At 53.2% G+C, this 21,114-nt stretch carries 18 protein-coding genes; 6 read left to right on the top strand and 12 right to left on the bottom strand.

The window, feature by feature from the left end:
• Window positions 1-2 precede the first annotated feature (2 nt).
• Window positions 3-1,664, bottom strand: coding sequence for a glucose-6-phosphate isomerase (gene pgi / locus F552_RS0110600; protein WP_156802285.1), 1,662 nt, complete (start codon window positions 1,662-1,664; stop codon window positions 3-5).
• Window positions 1,665-2,105: 441 nt separating this feature from the next.
• Between pgi and F552_RS0110595 the strand changes: the two genes are divergently transcribed.
• Window positions 2,106-2,555: an Lrp/AsnC family transcriptional regulator gene (locus F552_RS0110595; RefSeq protein ID WP_018151716.1), complete on the top strand. Its 450-nt coding sequence runs from the start codon at window positions 2,106-2,108 to the stop codon at window positions 2,553-2,555.
• Here the strand turns inward: F552_RS0110595 and F552_RS0110590 are convergent.
• From F552_RS0110590 to F552_RS0110565, 6 genes are all read right to left on the bottom strand, one after another.
• Window positions 2,518-3,942, bottom strand: a complete 1,425-nt coding sequence (locus F552_RS0110590; protein WP_169333594.1) for an ATP-binding protein — start codon at window positions 3,940-3,942, stop codon at window positions 2,518-2,520. The genes F552_RS0110595 and F552_RS0110590 overlap by 38 nt on opposite strands.
• Window positions 3,891-4,577 (bottom strand): response regulator transcription factor, encoded by a 687-nt coding sequence (locus tag F552_RS0110585; protein ID WP_018151714.1) that lies wholly within the window; start codon window positions 4,575-4,577, stop codon window positions 3,891-3,893. The genes F552_RS0110590 and F552_RS0110585 overlap by 52 nt, the downstream gene beginning before the upstream one ends.
• 87 nt (window positions 4,578-4,664) lie before the next feature.
• A complete protein-coding gene (locus F552_RS0110580) occupies window positions 4,665-5,396 on the bottom strand; it encodes an EF-hand domain-containing protein (RefSeq protein ID WP_083917485.1) in 732 nt (243 codons plus the stop codon).
• Window positions 5,397-5,752: 356 nt separating this feature from the next.
• Window positions 5,753-7,138 (bottom strand): efflux transporter outer membrane subunit, encoded by a 1,386-nt coding sequence (locus tag F552_RS0110575; RefSeq protein WP_026182616.1) that lies wholly within the window; start codon window positions 7,136-7,138, stop codon window positions 5,753-5,755.
• Window position 7,139: 1 nt separating this feature from the next.
• Window positions 7,140-9,086 carry a MacB family efflux pump subunit gene (locus F552_RS0110570; protein ID WP_018151711.1) on the bottom strand — a complete coding sequence of 649 codons (1,947 nt, stop codon included), beginning with the start codon at window positions 9,084-9,086 and terminating at the stop codon, window positions 7,140-7,142.
• A gap of 1 nt (window position 9,087) precedes the next feature.
• Window positions 9,088-10,284 carry an efflux RND transporter periplasmic adaptor subunit gene (locus F552_RS0110565; RefSeq protein WP_018151710.1) on the bottom strand — a complete coding sequence of 399 codons (1,197 nt, stop codon included), beginning with the start codon at window positions 10,282-10,284 and terminating at the stop codon, window positions 9,088-9,090.
• Between the two features lie 159 nt (window positions 10,285-10,443).
• On the opposite strand from F552_RS0110565, the gene F552_RS0110560 reads away from it, so the two are divergent.
• The 3 genes from F552_RS0110560 (at window position 10,444) to F552_RS20075 (ending at window position 12,796) form a co-directional block, all read left to right on the top strand.
• The gene (locus F552_RS0110560) at window positions 10,444-11,112 is read left to right on the top strand and encodes a response regulator transcription factor (RefSeq protein ID WP_018151709.1); all 669 of its coding nucleotides are present in this window, start codon (window positions 10,444-10,446) and stop codon (window positions 11,110-11,112) included.
• Window positions 11,113-11,294: 182 nt separating this feature from the next.
• A complete protein-coding gene (locus F552_RS0110555) occupies window positions 11,295-12,407 on the top strand; it encodes a histidine decarboxylase (RefSeq protein WP_018151708.1) in 1,113 nt (370 codons plus the stop codon).
• Window positions 12,404-12,796, top strand: a complete 393-nt coding sequence (locus F552_RS20075; protein ID WP_018151707.1) for an ACT domain-containing protein — start codon at window positions 12,404-12,406, stop codon at window positions 12,794-12,796. The genes F552_RS0110555 and F552_RS20075 overlap by 4 nt, the downstream gene beginning before the upstream one ends.
• A gap of 34 nt (window positions 12,797-12,830) precedes the next feature.
• Here the strand turns inward: F552_RS20075 and F552_RS0110545 are convergent, their stop codons facing one another.
• Window positions 12,831-15,281: an ABC transporter permease gene (locus F552_RS0110545; protein ID WP_018151706.1), complete on the bottom strand. Its 2,451-nt coding sequence runs from the start codon at window positions 15,279-15,281 to the stop codon at window positions 12,831-12,833.
• A gap of 236 nt (window positions 15,282-15,517) precedes the next feature.
• Between F552_RS0110545 and can the strand changes: the two genes are divergently transcribed.
• Window positions 15,518-16,168, top strand: coding sequence for a carbonate dehydratase (gene can / locus F552_RS0110540; protein ID WP_018151705.1), 651 nt, complete (start codon window positions 15,518-15,520; stop codon window positions 16,166-16,168).
• Window positions 16,169-16,246: 78 nt separating this feature from the next.
• On the opposite strand, the gene F552_RS0110535 is transcribed toward can, so the two are convergent.
• The 4 genes from F552_RS0110535 to F552_RS0110520 form a co-directional block, all read right to left on the bottom strand.
• Complete coding sequence (locus tag F552_RS0110535) at window positions 16,247-17,185, bottom strand: hydrogen peroxide-inducible genes activator (protein ID WP_018151704.1); 939 nt, start codon at window positions 17,183-17,185, stop codon at window positions 16,247-16,249.
• A gap of 15 nt (window positions 17,186-17,200) precedes the next feature.
• A complete protein-coding gene (locus tag F552_RS0110530) occupies window positions 17,201-17,611 on the bottom strand; it encodes an acyl-CoA thioesterase (RefSeq protein ID WP_018151703.1) in 411 nt (136 codons plus the stop codon).
• A 26-nt stretch (window positions 17,612-17,637) separates the two neighbouring features.
• Complete coding sequence (locus F552_RS0110525; protein ID WP_018151702.1) at window positions 17,638-17,892, bottom strand: PhaM family polyhydroxyalkanoate granule multifunctional regulatory protein; 255 nt, start codon at window positions 17,890-17,892, stop codon at window positions 17,638-17,640.
• 161 nt (window positions 17,893-18,053) lie between these two features.
• The gene (locus tag F552_RS0110520) at window positions 18,054-20,327 is read right to left on the bottom strand and encodes an NADP-dependent malic enzyme (RefSeq protein ID WP_018151701.1); all 2,274 of its coding nucleotides are present in this window, start codon (window positions 20,325-20,327) and stop codon (window positions 18,054-18,056) included.
• A gap of 288 nt (window positions 20,328-20,615) precedes the next feature.
• Between F552_RS0110520 and nudB the strand changes: the two genes are divergently transcribed.
• Window positions 20,616-21,050: a dihydroneopterin triphosphate diphosphatase gene (gene nudB, locus F552_RS0110515; RefSeq protein ID WP_018151700.1), complete on the top strand. Its 435-nt coding sequence runs from the start codon at window positions 20,616-20,618 to the stop codon at window positions 21,048-21,050.
• The last annotated feature ends 64 nt before the right edge of the window (window positions 21,051-21,114 follow it).

The following is a 21,114-nucleotide window of genomic DNA, read 5'->3' as shown; positions in this document are numbered from 1 at the left end:
GATCAGTCCTTGATGTCTCTATACTGATGATAATACGCGATTAACCCTAAAGTGGAAGCATCATGATGCTTATTATTTGCGGCAGAGTCGGTGAGCAGTGGCAGAATATCCCTGGCCAGCTGCTTGCCGTATTCCACGCCCCACTGGTCAAACGAGTTGATCCCCCAGATTACCCCTTGTACAAACACTTTATGCTCGTACAAGGCCAGAAGCGCACCCAGACTTTTCGGGTCTAGCTGACGCAGCAGGATGGTATTGGACGGCTGGTTGCCCGGAAAAACCTTGTGAGGCAGCAGCGCTTCGATCCGGGCTTCATCCAGCCCGGCATTGAACATTTCCCGCTGCGCTTCTGACGTGGTCTTGCCGCGCATCAATGCTTCGCTCTGGGCCAGGCAATTGGCTAGCAAGTTAGCCTGGTGCTCATTGACTTCATAATGCGGATTAACGGTGGCAATAAAATCACATGGCACCAGCCGTGTGCCCTGATGCAATAACTGGAAAAACGCATGCTGGACATTCACCCCGACATCGCCCCAGATGACCGGACCGGTATCAAACAGGATGGGCTCGCCATGCTTCCCTGCCCGCTTGCCGTTTGACTCCATGTCCAGCTGCTGCAAATGGGCAGGCAGACGCTGCAAGCCTTGCACATACGGCATGACAGCGTGCGTGTGTGCCTTGTAAAACGTGTTGTACCAGATCCCCATCAAGGCCATGATTACCGGCATGTTGGCTTCGAGTGGCGCATTGAAGAAATGCTGATCCATGGCGGCACCGCCCGCCAGAAAATCATCAAAACCGTCCATACCAATCGCCAGTGCGAGCGACAGCCCCACGGCCGACCAGACCGAGTAGCGACCACCTACCCAGTCCCAGAACTCGAACATGTTTTCTGGCCGGATACCAAACGCTTCGACAGCTTCTGTATTGGTGGAGACCGCTACAAAATGCTGGCCAATCTGGTCCGGCTGGCCGGTGCGACCAATAAACCAGGCCTTGGCCACTTCTGCATTGAGCTGGGTTTCCAGGGTGGTGAACGATTTGGACACTACAATGAACAACGTCCTGGCCGGATTGAGCTCGGAGAGGACCTGGTGCGCATGCTCGGGGTCGATATTGGAGAGAAAATGGCTTTTGATGCCTTTGTTGGCATAGGGCTGCAGAGCCTCCACGGCCATCCGCGGGCCCAGGTCAGAACCGCCGATCCCGATGTTGACGACATCGGTGATGGTCTGGCCGTCAAAACCGGTCCATGCCCCGCTGTGCACGGCATGCACAAACTTGCGCATCTGCCGCAATACTTTGCGTACCGACGGCATGACGCTCTTGCCATTGACCCGATAATCAAAATCCCCCTGCTCGCGCAGCGCAATGTGCAATACCGCCCGGTTTTCGCTGACATTGATAGCGGCGCCCATGCGCATGCGGTGGATTTCATTGGGCAAGCCGGCAGCCAGTGCCAGATCAGTCAGTAAGGCGATGGTTTCGCGGTTGATCCGGTTTTTGGAGTAATCCAGAAAAATACCGGCGACATCCAGCGAGAACCGCTTGAAACGGTCCGGGTCTGTCGCAAACAGGTCACGCATGTGCCATTGCGAAGTGCTGCGCTGATGGCGTTCTAGCGCTTGCCAGGCACTGGTGTGGAAAATGGTGGGTTGCATCATGAAAACGCATTCATTCTTGTTGGTCAGAATTCCGTTACGATCAGGCCTATGCGGGACGCTGCGCATTCGCCTCTTTGATGAGTTTACTCAATCCTGATTCAGGACTGTACATGTATTTGAGTGGATTGCCCTGCAATTTTGTAGTTTACATGTAGTTACAGACTGGATTTTATAGAAACCAGGACATGTTTTGCGATCGAATTTGTCATTCTCTGCGTAAATTGCATCCTATCAACTAAATTAAAGCACGCAATGTAGTCAGTTTGTAGTCTTGCGTTTGGTATGGCGCCTTACTAAGTATCTGCCAAACCTTCACCTTCTGGCGATGGACACATCCGGAATGAAAAGACTATGCTATAAGCGTCATGCGGCCATCTTCAAGATTTGAGCAACATCAATTCTGAAAGACTTTTGGTTAAATAGGTAATCACGGAAATTGAGATGCATTTTAAAACCGACAACTACGATCACAAGATTTTGGCCTGCTTGCAGCGGGATGCACGCATGTCGCACGCAGAAATTGGCCGGCAGGTGCATTTGTCTCAACCTGCGGTATCTGAACGGATCAAACGCCTTGAAAGCAATGGCGTGATACGCGGCTATCACGCCGATGTAGACCCGGTAAAGCTTGGGTACAGCATCACCGCAGTCATCCGGGTGGCCAGCCAGCAGGGTCGCCCCTATGAAGATTATGTGACCAATAAACCCGAGGTGGTCGATTGCTACACGGTGACAGGTGAGGATTGTGCAGTACTGAAAGTACTGGCGACTGACATCCCTCACCTGCAGAAGCTGATTGAAGAACTCAACCAGTTTGGGTCCACATCGACAGCCATTGTGCTGTCTACCCACGTTACCGGGAAGCCGGTTCTTCCGCCGACCATTGGCTGATCGGTAACAGCATCTCCACACACAATCCGCCTTCTGCTCGGTTACGGGCAGAAATCTTGCCGCCGGCGGCCTCTATCACGCGCTTGGCGATGGTCAACCCTAAGCCGTAACCCTCTTTGGCAATGCCGTTCGAGGCACGATAGAACGGCGTAAAGATCAGGTGCAGTTCATCCAGCGGGATGCCGGGGCCTTTATCCTGCACTTTGATGCTGCACATGTGCTCTTCCGCCCGATGGGTCAGCAAAATGAACACGGTAGAGTGTGGTTCGGTGTAGCGTATGGCGTTGCGGACAATATTCTCGATGGCACGCTGCATGAGTGCGGGCCTGGCAAATATCTGGGCATCCTGTTCACACTCCAGCGATACCGAGCGTTCATGCTGCTCGGCCTCGAAACTGGCATCACTCACTACCGAGGAAAGCAGCTCCTGAACGGAAAAATGCTCTTCGGTCTGCTGGTTGGCGACACCAGCCTCCAAACGGGACAGAGTGAGCAGCTCGCCAATCAGCTCATCCATGCGTTCGCTTTCACTCTCGATGCGCGACATGCATTTCTCGAACTTGTCCGGTTGCTGGCGGGCAAGCCCGATGGCAGCCTGTAATCTTGCCAGCGGCGAACGCAATTCGTGCGATACGTCATGCAAGAGACGTTGCTGCCCTTCCATCAGTCGCTGGAGCTGGTCGGCCATCTGGTCAAATGCATCGGACAAATCGGATAGTTCGTCTTTTCGGTTGAGGCGGTGCGCAATGCGCGTGCCGAGATCACCCTCAGAAACAGCTTCAAAAGCAGTTCGTAATACTTTGATTGGTTTAGAGAAATACCAGGCCAGAATACCTGCAAACAACAGGCTGGCCACCAGTCCGGACAATAATGGCAGTAACGGAAACATGCCTTTGGGTGGCTCGACATGAGCAGGGCCGCCAGACACATCAGACCCACGTCCCCTTTGCTTTGCCAACACCCAGAACATCTCGCCAGCAGGCCCCCGCACTTTTGCCAGGGCTTGTTGATCAAGGTGCGCCGCAAATTTCTCCAGGTCATTTGCCGTCAGGGAGAAAGGACCTTGCCCGGCAACCAGTTGTCCTTTGCTGTCCAGCACCACCACAGGATTATGCGGATCACTCGCCAGCAACTGGATAACGGCCTGCTGGCCTGCCAGCTGGAGCACAGAGGATGTCGCCTGCACCATGAACCTGGCTGGCGGGCTGGTATCGATATGCATCTGTGCATTCTGGCGAGCCTTGTCATGCAGCCAGAATGCAATGCCGACCGCCGACATGCCTGTCAGCTGGGCAAGCCAGATACCAAAGAAGAACTTCCAGAACAAGCGCCCCATCACGATGCCTTGATTAATTGATACCCCAAACGGAACACCGTCTGGATGCACGAGCGCCCATCGGGTAGCGGCCCAAGTTTATGGCGAATACTGCTCAGGTGTACATCAATACTGCGATCATAACGCGTTAACGGGCGTCCGAGGGCGGCTTCCGACAGCTCTTCCTTGCTGACAGGCTTGCCGGCGTGCCGGGCCAGTGTTTCCAGCAGGTTGAATTCTGTACTGGTCAACTGGACTTCCTGTTGCTTCCAGGCTGCTTGGCGTCGTCCCGGCCAGATAGAGAGGTCACCGACTTCGATCACATCAATTTCGGCCGGCGTCGTGACCGGTCTGGCACGTCTGAGGATGGCCCGGATTCTGGCTACCAGCTCTCTGGGCGTACAAGGCTTGGAGACGTAGTCATCCGCCCCGAGCTCCAGCCCGATCACTCGGTCCAGCTCTTCATCCTTTGCTGTCAGCATGATGACGGGTATGGTGCTTTCAGTCCGGATCTTGCGCAAGGTATCGATGCCGCCCTGCTTGGGCATCATGACATCCAGCACTACCATGTCTGGCTTCAATTGCTGGAACAGCGCCAAACCATCCAGTCCATTGTGCGCCTTGAAGACCGTAAAGCCTTCTTGCGTCAGATAGTCCTGCAACATGTCAAGCAACGCAACATCATCATCAATCAGTAATACATTCATGGTTTATCCAGCAGGTTAACGGCAAACGGACATGCCCCGTCCAACCAAGGCATGCCCGAAGGTCATATCAATACTTCAGTGTGGTCATCATGCAAGGGCCGAGATCAGGCTACTCAGGTTGGATTGCGCATTGTCCTGCCCCTGACCACCATACGCATGCATCAGCTGCATCAGTTTCATCATCACGGCCTGCTGGCTGTTGCTACTGGCCGCGCTGCTGGTGCTGCCCGTATCCGTGGAAGCGGATGATGATGAACTGCTGGACTGATTCTGCTGCTCAAATGCCATGGCTTCATCATGCGTCACCTTGCCGTCGCCGTTTGTATCGGCCGAATCAAAATTGGAGGCCAGCGAACTGAACAGGGATGACATTTTACTGTCGGTATTGGTATCGGATGCCATGGTGGTTAGCTGATCCTGGGTAAACCCTTGGTCCTCCCCTTGACCACCCTGGCCGCCCGGTGGGGGCATTCCGCCTCCGCCGTGCATGCCACCATGCATGCGCATATTGTTGAATGTGCTATCCAGTGTGCTGGCCAGATTTTTCAAGCCGTCGGTCATCTCGCTTTCGGTGACCTTGCCATCACTGTCACTATCCAGCTGACTGAACAGGTCATCCGCACTGGCCGTGCCAGAGGTGCTGGACGACGACGTGCTGGACGAACTGCCGGTAGAAGACAAGATGTTACTGAACGCGCTTTCAAGGTCAGACTTGTCCAGATACCCTTTGTTACTGGTATCCAGCTTCGAGAAGACCTTGCTGACCATTTGCGATGGATCTGGCCTCGACCAGCCGCTACTGCTAATACTACTCACCATGATTCACTCCTTTTCATCAGATTTACCTGACACCTATCGAGACAGCGATACATATCCCGTTTGTCTTGAAAATGACTGAGCCGGTGCCTGCACCCGCTCCACGCTGTCTCTAGCAATATATCGGCCTGCACCGCCGGGTTTTTCTGATGCTCCGTGTAAAAGCCTGTTAAGAGATGTTAAGCACATATCTCTTTGGGGCGGATCATGCTGTCTACTGGGTTAAATTTGCCCACTCAAAGCGCCTGGCGGCAAAAATAATCGTTACAAATAACTTTATATTTAATATGTAATTATTTGTTTTTTAATAAATTTATAAAAATACAAAAACCTTGCCGGCAAAAATTGCCGCCATATTTTCACGCACCAGCACCTCCCAGGCTTAGCCAGAGAGTTACCTGACTGTTCAAGCGGTTCAGGCGGTTCTCCAGTAGCGAGGCTTCTGCATTCTGCTGCGCGTTTAATGCATCAAGCCAGGTCTTCAGATCATTCTGTCCAGCTTTGTATCTGGCTTCATCAATGGTCGAAACACGTTTGGCAGACTGATACGACTGCGTCAGCAACGATGCCTCTGTCGCATATTGCTGATTGGCAGACAGTGCATTTTCAACATCGGCCAATGCCGTATAAATGGCTTGTCGGTAATTGCTGACAGCCATGGCATAGTCGGTTTCGCTAATGGCCACGTTCTTTTTCATCTCGTCCCATTGCAGAAACGGCAGTACCAGGCCCGCCCCCAGTGTGGCAACCGGGTTTTGCAGCAGGTCTTTCAGGGCATTACTGCTGGTGCCCAAGCTTCCCGTCAGGGTGAGTTTCGGGTAGTAGCTGGTACGTGTTGCCTCAACCGTGGCCAGGCTGCTTTTCAGTCGTTGCTCCGCCGCCACCAGATCAGGACGGCGGGAGATGGTACGGGCCGGAATACCGGCAGGAATGTCCGGTAACGCTGATGCTGGCAACGTATCGGCAAAGGGGTAGTTCAGTGCTTCAGGCGGCGCATCCAGTAAAATGGCAATCGCGTTACGGGTTTCTGACTGTTGCTGCTGCAGAGATAGCAGCGTCGCCTTGGCTTGCATCAGGGATTGCAGGGCTGATGCCGCATCCACGGCATTGGTTGCCCCTGCCGCATGCCGCGCCTTGGCAATGGAAGCCAGCTTTTCGTATCGGTTAACCGTATCTTGCTGTAGTGCTATACGCTGGGTCAGGTAAGCGGTCTTCCAGTACAGCTTGGCGGTGGTTCCAGTCAACGACAAAGCCGTGCTGGCAAGGTCGGATGCCGTGGCCTGGCTTTCCCAATCGGCCGCGGATGTCGCATGCGACAATCTCCCCCAAAGATCCACCTCATAACTTGCACTGACCGATGTACTGACGGAATGACTTGCGCTTGCATTGCTATCCAGCGTACGGCTGGTGCTGGTGTTGATATTCGCTGCCAGAGATGGCAACTCATCATCCGCAGCCAAACCGGCCTGCAAACGGGCCTTTTTCAATTTAAGCCCTGCAACAGCCAGGTCATTGTTTTTAGCCAGCACATCAGATATCAGCCGGTTCAACGCTTCATCCTGATATATTCGCCACCAGTCATTCTGAGAGGAGTAGTTGGCTGCATCCCCGGCGACACGGTTTTGCCATTGAGCAGGGATTTTTGCATTCACAGCGGTATCCGGTTGGCTACCCGTACTTGTGCACCCACCTAACAAAACACTTGATAAAACAACGGTAATTAACTGTTTTTTATAATATTTCATTTTATTCTCTTGCCAGTGCATCTACCGGATTTAACTGGGCTGCATTCCTGGCCGGCAAAAATCCGAAAATCACCCCGATCAGGGTGGAACACACAAAGGCGGATACCATGGAGGTTGTGGAGTACACCATGCTGAACCCGGTTGCCAGCTGATCAAACACCATCCCGACAGACAACGCCAACAGCACACCCAAGACCCCACCCATCAGGCAGACCAGCACCGCCTCGATCAAAAACTGCTGCAGAATATCGCTTTGCCGGGCGCCGATAGCCATCCTCACCCCGATTTCCCGGGTGCGCTCAGTCACCGATACCAGCATGATGTTCATGACACCGATGCCACCTACTACCAGAGAAATCACTGCAATCATGGAGACCAGCAAGGTCATGGTTTGGGTTGTTGTTTCAATGGTCTGGCGCACAGAATCCGTATTAAAGACAAAGAAATCCTTGCGACCATGGCGCAGCGTCAGCAGCTTGACGATGCCGTCCTCTGCCGCCTTGGTAGAAATATCATCCTTGACGCGTACAGTCATGCTTCTCAGGTAGGATGTTCCCAGCATCCGTCCCATCACCGTGGTATAGGGCAGCCAGATGTTCAGATTGCTGTTATTGCCAAAACCGCTGTCTTTCTTCTGTGTGACGCCAACAATCCGGACAGGTACATCCCTCAATAGGATCGTCTGCCCCAGTACATCGCCCGTGCCGCCAAACAGCTTTTTGTATGTGTTGTCATCAATGACTGCCGTCTGGGCCAGGCTCTTTTCATCCTGCAGTTCAAAAGCATTACCCTGTGCAAATACCAGCCCCCTCACCCTGAAATAAGCCGCGCCAACGCCGTTGACTGACGTGCTCACAGAAATATCCCGGTAACGTGCAGTCAGCGAGGTGGAAACACTGGGGGTAACACTGTCGACAAACGGCTGATCCGCCAGCGCCATGGCATCCGCAGGCACCAGTGTTTGCACCTTGCCAGAACGTTCATCGCCAAAGTCCGCACCGGGGAACACATCAATCGTGTTGGTACCCATGGCACTGATGTCTTTCATGATCTTTAGCCGGGAGCCCTCTCCCAGTGCGACAACAGACACCACAGAGGCAATCCCGATGATGATGCCCAGCATGGTCAGAAACGTCCGCAAGCGGTGAGCCAGCATGGCTTTTACCGACATCCGTAACGCCTCGCCAAGGCGATCAAACAGATTAAAGAATCCAGCCCGTACCTGATTTGCCCTAACCACTGGAAGACCTGCTGCTTGCGGGTCGGTCTGTCTGTCGCTGATCACGACCCCGTCACTCAATTCGATCACCCGCTGTGCATGGGCGGCCACTTGCATATCATGAGTCACCAGAATGATGGTATGGCCATCCTGATGTAGCTGTTTGAGGATATCCATCACCTCTTTGCCGCTTTGCGAATCCAGCGCCCCCGTCGGCTCGTCGGCCAGAATGACCTCGCCCCCGTTCATCAACGCCCGGGCAATGCTGACGCGCTGCTGCTGCCCGCCAGAGAGCTGCCCCGGGCGGCTTGCAAGCTTTGATGCCAGCCCCAAGCGGGTCAGCAGCGAGGTTGCTCGTTGCTGCCTTGCCTGTCGTGCACTACCGGCATAGATGGCAGGTATCTCCACATTGCCGACTGCACTCAAGTCCCCAAGCAGGTGATAACGCTGGAAAATAAAGCCAAAATGTTCGCGTCGCAAAGCGGCCAGTTCATCCGGCGTCATGTCACGGGTATTGCGTCCGGCAACCCGGTAATCCCCTTCGGAAGGCTGATCCAGACAACCCAGAATATTCATCAAAGTCGACTTGCCAGAGCCGGAAGCCCCCATAATGGCGACCATTTCACCCGGCATGATCTCCAGGCTGACCGACTTAAGCACGGCAACCGGCTCATCTCCCGCCCAAAAGCGTCGGGTGATGCCGTTCAGGGATAACAGTGCGTCGGCCATGTTACAGCCCCATTGGCAGGCGGCCGCCACGGCGGGTACTGCTTGAGGTCGTCAGGGATGCATCCCCCAGAATGATTTGTTCCCCTTCTTTCAGGCCACTCACTACTTCAACACTGACCCGGTTATTGATGCCAATGCGGATTCGCCGGCTGGAGACCTCTTTCTCACGACCCATGACCTTAACCAGATAACTGCCATCCGGCTGCCTTTGCCCCAGTGCAGAGGCAGGAACGGTCAGCACCTTCCGCGCATCTGCCAGAACCACGTAAACCTGTGCCGTCATGTCAATACGGAACTGATGCCCCGGATTAGGCACCTCCAGTAGCGCGTTGTAATACACCGCACTGCTGGTGCTACTGGTACTACTGGTCGCACTGTCGCTACTAATGGAGGTCGGCGCGGGTTCGATTTCCCGGATCACGGAGTAATAACGCTTGTCAGGTTGCCCCAGAATCGTGAAATAGACTTTTTGCCCTGACTTGACATGAATCACATCCGCTTCCGATATCTCAGCTTTGATGGTCACCTGATCCAGCTTGGCGAGCTTGATAATGGTGGGCGCACTCTGATTGGCATTCACGGTCTGCCCTTCTTTGGTCACAACTGCCACCACAATGCCATCCATGGGTGCAAGAATCCGGGTATAGCCCAGATTGGCTTTCGCTGTTTCTACGGCAATTTCACCTTCCTGGACACTCGCTTTAAGAGCTGCCACGTCTGCTTGCGCCATTTTCAGGCTCGCCTCGGCAGACTCATGGTCACTCACAGCCGTCGCATCCTCGCTCAGCAATACCTGTTGCCGGCGAAATGCGCGTTGCGCCAACAACATGCTGGCTTCTTTAGACATCAGTTGTGCCCGCGTATTAGCCAGACTGGCCTCTGCATTTTTCAGGGTATTTTGCTGGGTCACCGAATCGATCTCGGCAATCAGCTGTCCAGCCTTGACCTGCTCGCCCAAAGCCACCTTCAGAGACTTCAGTTGTCCGGACACCTGTGCGCCTACGCTTACCTGCTTTAACGCCTCTACGGTACCGGTGGCCAGCACCGTGTTTTCGATATCTGCTCTGGTAACGATTGCAGTGGTATAGTCAGGTGCCGGGTTTGCCGGGGCAAAATACTGCTTACCCCAATAACCCAGCCCCGCCAGCACGATAGCGAGTGCGCCGAAGCGTAATGTCTTACTCTGAAAGGCCTTCATGAAAATCCGGATCTTTAGCATTAACGAGATACCCCCAGTTTGACAAACAAGCCGTTGCACAGGGGTTAAGCAACATTAAAGACTTTGTTAAGATTTCGTAAAAGCCATTAGAATAGCCATCAGACCAGCGTTTTTCCCGGAGATACCTTGCATATTTTAATGATCGACGATGACATCACCCTTGCCAGCATGCTGGGCGAGTACCTGGAAGGTGAAGGTTTTAAAGTGTCATTGCGTCATCAGGGTACAGCAGGTATCGAGACCATACGCCACGGCGGGATTGACTGTGTGGTGCTGGACGTCATGATGCCGCAGATGGATGGCATGACCGTATTGCGGCACATTCGCCAGATCAGCGATGTACCCGTCATCATGCTGACCGCACGCGGAGACAATATTGATCGGATCCTGGGGCTGGAAATGGGGGCAGATGACTACCTCTCCAAACCTTGTTATCCCAGAGAGCTCGCGGCTCGCATCAGAGCCATCCTCAGACGAACCGGCAATGGTGCACCTGCCTCCCCCACCCGGCACGAGCTGGATCAACTGGTACTGGAAACTGAAACGCGGATTTCTTCCTGGCAAGGGAAACCCTTTGAGCTGACGGCCACCGAGTTCAACCTGCTCTGCGCCTTGCTGGATGGCGTAGGCAAAGTGGTCAGCAAAGAGAGCCTGTCTGAGATCGTGCTCGGACGTGCCATGGAGGCCTTTGACCGCAGCATTGATGTGCATGTCAGTCATGTCCGGCAAAAACTGGCCAAGCTATCCGATTGCCAGATTGTCATCGAAACGGTCAGGGGCATCGGATACCGCATATCGTTTGCCTAGGTCAGTATCACTTGTAGGTGATGCAGCATCATTTCTTCTCCGTAGTACCCGCAAATACTTGAAGACCACCCCAAAGCAGATTAGCATTGCCCTTCATCAGCCATAAATGGCTGAATACCATTAACGCAGCCCCTCACAAAGGCCAGCTGCCTTAGTAACAACATCCACAAGATGAGGCCACAATGCTATCCGCAGTAGATAAAGCGCGGCTTGACGCGCTATACCAGAATCTTTCCGAAAACAGCCAGCATTTCCTGGGTTACCCCTGCGCAAATGATCTGGACTACGAAAACCTGTTCCGCTTTCTGCAGTTCCCTATCAACAACGTCGGTGATCCGTTCCAGGACAGTACCTATCGTCTGGCTACCCGTGAAATCGAACAGGAAGTCGTGCACTTCTTTGCCGACCTCTTCAGGGCACCGCAGGATGACTACTGGGGTTACGTCACCAACGGTGGTACCGAAGGTAACCTGTACGGTCTGTATCTGGCCCGTGAACTGTACCCTAACGGCGTGGTTTATTTTTCGGAAGAAACTCACTACAGCGTTGCAAAGAACGTCCATTTTCTGGGCCTGCGCCACATCATGATCCGCACGCTGGAAAACGGCGAGATCGATTACGAAGACCTGAAAGAAAGCATCAAGCTGCACCGTGATGTTCCGGCCATCATTTTTGCCAACATTGGCACCACAATGAAAGAAGCCAAGGACGATATCCGCCAAATCCAGAAAATACTGGATGATCTGGTTATCCAGCAGCGTTATATCCACTGTGATGGCGCGCTCTGTGGCCCGTTTGCCCAATTCCTGGACCCGCGTCCAGCATTTGACTTCGTCGATGGGGCTGACTCCGTAGCCATTAGCGGCCACAAATTCATTGGTTCTCCTCTGCCATGCGGCGTTGTGATCGCCAAAAAGCGCTATGTAGATCGAATTGGCCGTTCAATCGGTTATATTGGTAGCATGGATACCACCATTACCGGTTCTCGTAACGCCTTTACCCCGCTACTCTTGTGGCAGGCCATCAAGCAACTGGGTAAAGACGGTCTGAAAGCACGTCTGCAAAGCTGTCAGGCAGTGGCGGCCTATACAGTAGACGCAATGAACGCCAAAGGCATTCATGCGTGGCGTAACCCGGGTGCATTGACCATCGTGATTCCTAAAGTCAGCGAATTTGTGAAAAACAAATGGCAGTTGGCCACACAGGATGACCATAGTCACGTGATTACCATGCCCGGTGTGACCACCGCCCATATTGATGCATTGATTGCCGACATGACCAAGGAGCTCGCATGAAACAGTTCACGCTGATTACAGCAGACCGCAAGGGGCTTGCCGCTGAAATTGCCGACGTTCTGGGCAAGGCTGGCATCAATATTCTGGAACTGAACGCACAAAGCGTATCTGGTAGTGCCCTGGTAGAAATCTGTGTGGATAAGGCCGATGATGCCATGCATATTCTGTCTGCCTATGGCTTTCAGATAGTCACGGACGACGTGATCACGCTCAAGCTGCAAGACCAGCCAGGTGCTCTGGCACAGGTCACCCGGCAACTTAGCGATGCTGGTTTATCCATCCGCGGCATCAGCACCTTGCAGCGTCACGGTGGCGTTTGCTATGTAGCGCTAAGCACGGATGATGACGTCAAGGCCCGACAACTGATGAAGCCGCTGGTCGTCGGTTAATCCGGACGGACTCACCAGAAAACCTCAGAGGGAACTACCCTCTGAGGGCTTTGACAGGCGGTAATTGCTGCAACCAGGCAAGCACCGGCAAGACACACAACACAACCAGCAACGCAGACAGCGACGGCGTGATCACCCAGTCTTTCCAGTCAAACTGATAAGGCAGTTCCAGCCAGCGTGTGGATACCACGTACGCAAACAGCTCGTTCATGGCAAAGGCAAAAAAACCTGCCAGCGCCCCCAGCAGCAAAAACTCCCACAATGAAACCCGCCATAGCAGATGACGATGGAACCCCAGTGCTTTAAGGGTCGCTATTTTCTGTTTGCGGTTTTGCATATCTGCTGTCAGTGCAGCCCACAGAACCAGCACACCACTCATCAAGCTGAAAGACAGGACAAAACGAACCGCACCGGTTAACTGCGCAATCACCCCTCTTACCTGATCCAGCAACTGGGTTACATCAATAATGGTCAGATTTGGCATGGTTTTAACCAGCATCGTGGCAAGCGAGCGATGCGCTGGCGACAGGTAAAAACTGGAGATATAACTGCTGGATATCTGCTGCATCAGGTCCGGACTGCCAATGACAAAGAAATTGACCTGAAAAGACGTCCAGTCCAGCTTGCGCAGATTCGTGACGGTGCCCGATACCGTATCCCCCGCAATATCAAACTGCAACCGATCGCCGACATGAATATTCAGTCGTTCTGCTAGCCCCTGCTCCACCGACCAGGCCTGCCGGGTGTCTGCATCAAATGCTTTACCGGCAATCACCTGATTGCCGATCGGTGCCGCCTGCATCCATGACAAGTTAAACTCCCTCGTTGCCAGCCGCCGGGTCTGTAAGTCGGCATAATTCTTTTCCCTGACCGGCAGCTGGTTGATCCACATCAGGCGCCCACGAATCATCGGATACACCACCGGAGCTTCCAGTTTGGCGTGCCTGAAAGCCAGATCAAAAGCCCGTAACTGATCTTGCTGCAAATTCAGTACAAACCGGTTGGGAGCCCGATCGGGGATTTTCCCTTCCCAGCTTTGCATCAACCGTGTGGCCGTCAGACCAATCAGCAACATGGCAAACAAACCCAGGCTGATCGCCCCAACCTGCAAACCTGTCACGAAGGGTTGCCGCAAAAATGGCGTCATTGCCAGCCGGATGGCAATCGCCCCATCCGGAAGCCAGCGATAAATAGCCAGGGTCACCAGCCAGGTCACAAGGCCAATCACCAGGCACCACGCCAGTAATCCGCCAAGCAACAACCCGGCCACCCACACACTCGCCAATATCCAGTAACTGACCAGAGACAACAACACGCCGCCCAATAGCAAACCCGAGATATGACCACGAACCGGGATCTCCGACCTTAGCAGAACCGTCGCGGGGTACCCTCGCATCTGCCATAAAGCGGGTAATGCCACCACCAGAATCAGACTAAGCCCCATCCCGCATGTAACTGCGACCACCCGCCAAGGGATGCTCGGCAAATCCATCGTGAGTAATCCGTTTAACTGCGCCACCAGAAACGATTGGGCCACCCAGCCAATGACGAGGCCAATACACGTAGCCAAGGCACCCAGCCCCAAAAACTGGCCAATATACAAGGTCATCAGCTGGCGTGTAGTGCGACCTTGCACCCTCAGCAGAGCCCAGACTTTCAGATGACGGGCAATATAGTTGTTCGCCAATAGCAGTGTGGCGGAGAGGGCCAGCACCACAGAGAGTACGCCTGCCATCCCCAGAAACCGTACAGCCCGGTCCAGCAAAGGTTTGATATCGCTGCGGCTACTGGCGCCATCCTCCAGCCGTTCTCCCGGCTTGAGTGCTTTGCGGGTGGCTGATAGCCACTGTGAAAGGGGTTGCGGGTCTCCCGCGACCATCATGGAATAATTGATCCGGCTTTGTGCCTGCATCAGCCCAGTCTTTGGCAGATCGGATGCGGACATCATCAAGCGAGGTGCCAGACCATTGAAACTGAACCGGGCATCAGGTTCTTTCAACAACACGCCGGCAATCTTCAGAGTGGCATCCCCGACAGAGACAGGGCTGCCAATAGATAACCCCAAACGGTCAAGTACACTCTGATCTACCCAGACGCGCCCTGCTGCCGGTGCGACAGTGTTTGCCTGCGTACCGGCAGGCAGTGCCACGGTCAGCCTCCCCCTCAATGGATAGGCAGATTCCACTGCCTTGACACTCACTAACAACGCATCCTTTGGCGTTTGTGCCATACTGGGAAAACTGTACGCTCTGGCTGTCTGCAATCCGTACCGTCTGGCATCATCTATCAGTGCCGTTGGTACAGGATGGTCTGCCGAATACAAAGCATCCCCCGCCAGCAGCACAGCGCCCTGGCTTTCCACCACGCCAGTCAAGCGGCTGGATGCTAACTGCACGGTGGAAAGCGCACTGATGGCAATGATCAACGCAACCAGCATCATCCAGTTTTGCCGGATATCCCGCCAGAACAAATACCAGCCAAACATAAGTTCACTTTCTGTCCGGAAACGACCGGAATTTTCTCAAAAGCCCATTAATGCAGTATGAAGCAAAATCCATGCTACTGTTAGGGTTGCCATAAACCCGAATGTCGCCTAACATCTGCCCCGCGATCTCCCCACAGTAAGGTGCGCCACTACCCAAACCCGCACCTGACGATAGACGACAGCCTTCAAGCATAGGCTTTAAAATCTTGCCAATGTTCCCTGATGGAGGAAAATGCATGCCAGATCACCTGAATAACCTCTTCGCGAACAACCGCCAATGGGCTGAGAAAGTCAAAGAAAAAGATCCAACCTTCTTTGAAAAACTGTCCCACCAGCAGGCACCTGAATATTTGTGGATCGGCTGCTCTGATAGCCGTGTTCCTGCCAACGAGCTGATCGGCCTTTTGCCTGGTGAAGTGTTTGTTCACCGCAACATTGCCAACCTCATCGTCCATAGTGACCTGAATTGTCTGTCTACCATCCAGTTTGCCGTTGATGTACTGGCCGTCAAACACATCATCGTATGCGGCCACTACGGCTGTGGTGGTGTTAACGCCGCCCTGAAAGGCAAGCGTGTCGGACTGGTGGATAACTGGCTGAGGCATATCCATGACATCAACCAGAAGCACGATACCCTGATGAAAGCCCAGCAGGATATCAACATGCAGAGTGACAGGCTTTGCGAACTGAACGTGATTGAACAGGTACTTAATGCATGCCAGACCACTGTCGTGCAAGATGCCTGGCAACGCGGTCAGCCACTGACTGTTCATGGATGGGTATATCGACTGAATAACGGTTTATTGAATGACCTGAAAATATCCATTTCCAGTCAGGAAGAACTGATGGAACGTTATCAGGAAGCCATCAACAGTCTGCCTACCTGAAACACCGGAAACAGAAGCCAGCCCCGACAAATCGCTGTTTTCGAACCGGTTTGCGGGGCTGTGTCCTAGATGGACCCTTCAGGCCGCAATCGTTGTTTCCGGCACCCAGGTCACCCCGTGCAGCGGGCAATTGCGAATCGCTTGTTGTAGCACATCGATGGCATCCGGGCGCGGGAAACGCCGGCGCCAGGCCAATACAATCCGCCGCGTAGGTTCTGGCGCTTCAAAACGCATGATGCTGACCAAACTATGACTAGGTTCGGTTTCGGCGACTTCTGTCGCCGGTAACACGGTCACGCCCAAGCCGGATGCCACCATCTGGCGAATGGTCGCTAAAGAAGAGCCTTCCAGTGTTCTTTGCAATCCGGCTTGTCCGCCCCTGTTGAGCGCAGGACAAACCTGCAACACCTGATCCCTGAAACAGTTACCCTGCCCCAATAGCAGCACATCATCTTCTACAAGACGTGCAGGTGGCAGACGATCTACTTCCTGCACCCAGCGGTGAGTTTTGGGCATGGCAACCACAAACGACTCATCATACAAAGGCGCCATTTCAAAACCGGTATCGTTAAACGGCAGGGCCAGAATCATCGCATCCAGCTTGCCCTGACGTAATAGTTCGCAAAGTCGGCTGGTGTAGTTTTCTTCGATCAGCAAAGGCATGTGAGGCGCAAGCGGCTGCAAACGCGGGATCAGGTGCGGCAACAAACCGGGCGCGACGGTATAGATCACGCCCAAACGCAATGGAACGGAGAGTTGATCCTGCCCTGCCCTGGCCATTTGCTTCAGTGCATCCGCTTCTTCAAGCACCCGTTGTGCTTGTGACACAATCTGCTCACCCAGCGGGGTTAACGTAATATCCCCGTTGCGTTCAAAAATCTGGACACCGAGTTCTTCTTCCAGTTTTTTGACTGCCACAGACAGCGTAGGCTGACTGACATAGCATGCATCTGCTGCACGGCCAAAATGGCGGGTTGTCGCCACGGCCAGAATGTATCGTAACTCGGTTAACGTCATGAAACTTTCCGTTCGTCAGGCTTTGTCTGCTTTTACAATCTGGCGAGGCTTGCCGGCAGCATCAACCGCCACATAGGTCAGCGTAGCCTCTGTCACCTTAACCACCTCCGGGTCAACCGGATTCCGCTCTGCAAACACCTCAACCTTGATGGTGACGGATGTTCTGCCAACACGCAGCGGTGCAGCATAAAAACTCACCATATCCCCCACATGTACCGGCTCCTTGAACTGGAATGCGTTGACGGCCACGGTCACTACGGCGCCTCTGGCCAGTGTCATGGCCTCTGCCGCGCCGGCAATATCCACTTGCGACATCATCCAGCCACCAAAAATGGAGCCATATGCATTGGCATCCTTGGGCATGGTCAAAACCCGCAGTGCAGGAATACGGTTAGCTGGCAGCTCGATCAGCTCATAAGGGCACATAGTTAAACGTCCATCTTGTCGTTACATCAAGGTTTTGAATCATTCTGTTTCGCAGCCTGCTGCAGGGTCTGCAACGCACTGCGCTGAACATCCAGCGTTTTGATCGTCATCTGGAGCATGTTCAGGTTCACCGTCAACCAGCCCTCAATCACACGAAGCTCGTTGATTTTCTTTTCTATCTCTTCCAGCGAAAACATGGGCGGCATGGAAGTCGCCGGCATTTCCATCGGTTTCCACATGTCCCGGAACAGTTTAAACGGATCATTCATGTCATCTGCCATGGAAACCTCCTGATATAGGGATTTGAGCCAGCCGGTAGTTTAGCTGAATTCAGTATAGCCTAAGTCTTCAGACGCTTATATAGGCCATCATGTGTAGATAATAATAAAATCCGCACATGAAAAAAGCCCCGGCTAACCGGGGCTTTTTTCAGATTGCTACCTTACGCAGATGTTGCTGCTGCATCTACCACGGCAAGAGCAGTCATGTTCACAATCCGGCGTACAGACGATGTCGGTGTCAGGATATGAACAGGGTTACCCACGCCCAGCAAGATAGGTCCAATGGTCACGCCATCCACACTTGTTTTCAGCAGGTTGAATGCAATATTGGCAGCATCCAGCGTTGGCATGATCAACAGGTTGGCAGGGCCTTTGAGCCGTGAGTTCGGGAAGGTCATCTGACGAACTTCTGCGCTCAGCGCTGCGTCACCATGCATTTCGCCGTCAATTTCCAGCTCAGGTGCCATCTGGTTCACCAACTCCAGCACTTTGCGCATTTTCACCGATGTTGGTGTATCAATGCTGCCAAAGCTGGAATGCGAGCACAGCGCTACTTTCGGCACAATACCAAAGCGACGGATGCTCTCTGCAGCCATCAAGGTAATTTCTGCCAGTTGCTCTGCAGATGGATCATGGTTTACATAGGTATCGGCAATGAAGATGTTGCCAGAAGGCAAGATCAGGGCATTCATGGCCGCCATGGTCTTGGCACCAGGTGCATAACCCAGAATATCCTTGATGGTCTGCAAGTGGTTGTGATGATGGCTCATCATGCCGCAAATCATTGCATCTGCATCACCACGCTTGATCATCAGCGCTGCAATCATGGTCACGCGACGACGGACTTCCCGCTTGGCATCGGCAACGGTAACCCCCCTGCGCTGCATGATGTCATAGTACAAAGACCAGTACTCACGGTAGCGTGGGTCATATTCCGGATTCACCAGTTCGAAATGCTCGCCCGGACGGATACGCAGCCCCAGCTTTTCGATACGTTGCTGGATTACAGCAGGACGACCGATCAGGATCGGTTTCGCCAGACCTTCATCCACCACAGCTTGAACGGCATGCAATACACGCTGGTCTTCACCTTCGGCATATACAACACGTTTTGGTGCTTTCTTGGCACCGGCAAATACCGGCTTCATGAAGATATTGGTGCGGTAAACAAACTGGGTCAGTTTGTCGACATATGCATCAAAGTCCTCGATCGGACGCTTGGCCACGCCAGACTCCATCGCCGCTTTTGCCACTGCTGGCGCAATCTTGACGATCAGACGAGGGTCAAACGGTTTTGGAATCAGGTATTCCGGGCCAAATGACAGGCTCTGGTCTGCATATGCAGACGCAACCACATCACTTTGCTCGGCCATGGCCAGATCGGCAATCGCACGAACACAAGCAAGTTTCATTTCTTCGTTAATGGTCGTTGCGCCAACATCCAGCGCACCACGGAAGATGAACGGGAAACAAAGTACGTTGTTAACCTGATTCGGGAAGTCAGAACGACCGGTACAGATAATGGCATCCGGACGTGCTTCTTTTGCCAAAGGCGGCAGAATTTCCGGTTCCGGGTTGGCCAACGCCAAAATCAACGGTTTGTCAGCCATGCTGCGAACCATGTCCTGGGTGACCAGTTTAGGGCCAGACAAGCCCAGGAAAATGTCGGCGCCGTTAATCGCGTCTTTCAGCGTACGGGCATCAGTCTCGCGACAATAGCGGGCTTTGGAGGCATCCAGCTTTTCGTCACGGCCTTTGTAAATCACGCCTTTGGAGTCACACACCAAGATGTTTTCGTGTTTGACACCCAGCGCAACCAGCAAATCCATACACGCTGTTGCAGCAGCGCCGGCGCCGGAAGTTACCAGTTTAACCTTGGAGATTTCTTTACCCACCACGCGCAGACCGTTCAGGACAGCTGCAGCAGTAATGATGGCGGTACCATGCTGGTCATCATGGAAGACCGGAATCTTCATCCGCTCACGCAGTTTTTGCTCTACATAGAAACATTCTGGCGCCTTGATATCTTCAAGGTTAATCCCGCCAAATGTGGGTTCTAGCGCAGCGATGATATCGACCAGTTTGTCCGGATCATTTTCATCCACTTCGATGTCAAATACATCGATACCGGCAAACTTCTTGAACAAAACCCCTTTACCTTCCATTACAGGCTTGCCTGCCAATGGCCCGATATTCCCCAGGCCCAGTACGGCAGTGCCGTTGGAAATCACGGCAACCAGATTGCCGCGAGCCGTCAGGTTCATGGCTTCATTCGGGTCTTCGACAATGGCGTCACATGCGGCTGCTACGCCTGGCGAGTACGCCAGAGCCAGATCACGCTGGGTTGTCAGTGGTTTGGTTGGGGAAATCTGGATTTTACCGCCTGTGGGATAACGGTGATATTCCAGTGCGCTTTTGCGCAACTCTTCATCCATGCTAGCTCCTGCATTCCGATTGTCGTGGGGGGAATGACAGCCACCTACCGAGGCTGCCATCGGTACTTTTTTTGTTCTAGCCTTGCATTATAACTGACTCGGTTAAATTGCTCAGTAATTCTCGATAATTTCGTTCAGCTATTTTCTACGGGAAAACCTGTCATTTACCTTTCAAAACCTGTCGATTGCAAGCATTACCTCAAATTTGCCTGAAATCCCCCCCGGTTCGCGCTAGAATGCGGGTCTGCCTGTCTTGTTCATTATTTTCCGGAATCAAGTACTCGACTTATGCCATACAAGCGCCCTGTTTCAACGTTGATCGTTGTTCATACGACAGAAAAGCAAATACTTTTGCTCGAAAGAGCAGATCATCCAGGATATTGGCAGTCTGTTACCGGCAGCCAGGAAAACGAAGAACCGCTGATCGAGACGGCACTAAGAGAGTTGCAAGAAGAAACTGGCCTGACACCGGCAGATGGTGTATTGACGGACTGGCAAACACATACAGATTATGAGATTTATGAAACCTGGCGGCACCGTTATGCACCTGGCGTCACCCATAATCGCGAACATGTTTTCAGTTTTTGCACCCGATCCATAGTGCCAGTCAAGTTAGCACCTAAAGAACACATCAGCTATCGCTGGCTGGACTGGAAAATCGCCGCTGATCTTGTGTTCTCTCCCAGTAACCGGGAGGCCATCTTAAAACTTGGCGAGCTTTAGCCTGACACTACCCCACCCGGCCATTGGGTGAAATCGCGCGTAAACATCAGATAGACGCCATCAG

It is taken from the genome of Leeia oryzae DSM 17879 (assembly GCF_000376945.1).
Lineage (GTDB): Bacteria > Pseudomonadota > Gammaproteobacteria > Burkholderiales > Leeiaceae > Leeia > Leeia oryzae.
This window is presented reverse-complemented; position numbering and strand designations above follow the sequence as displayed.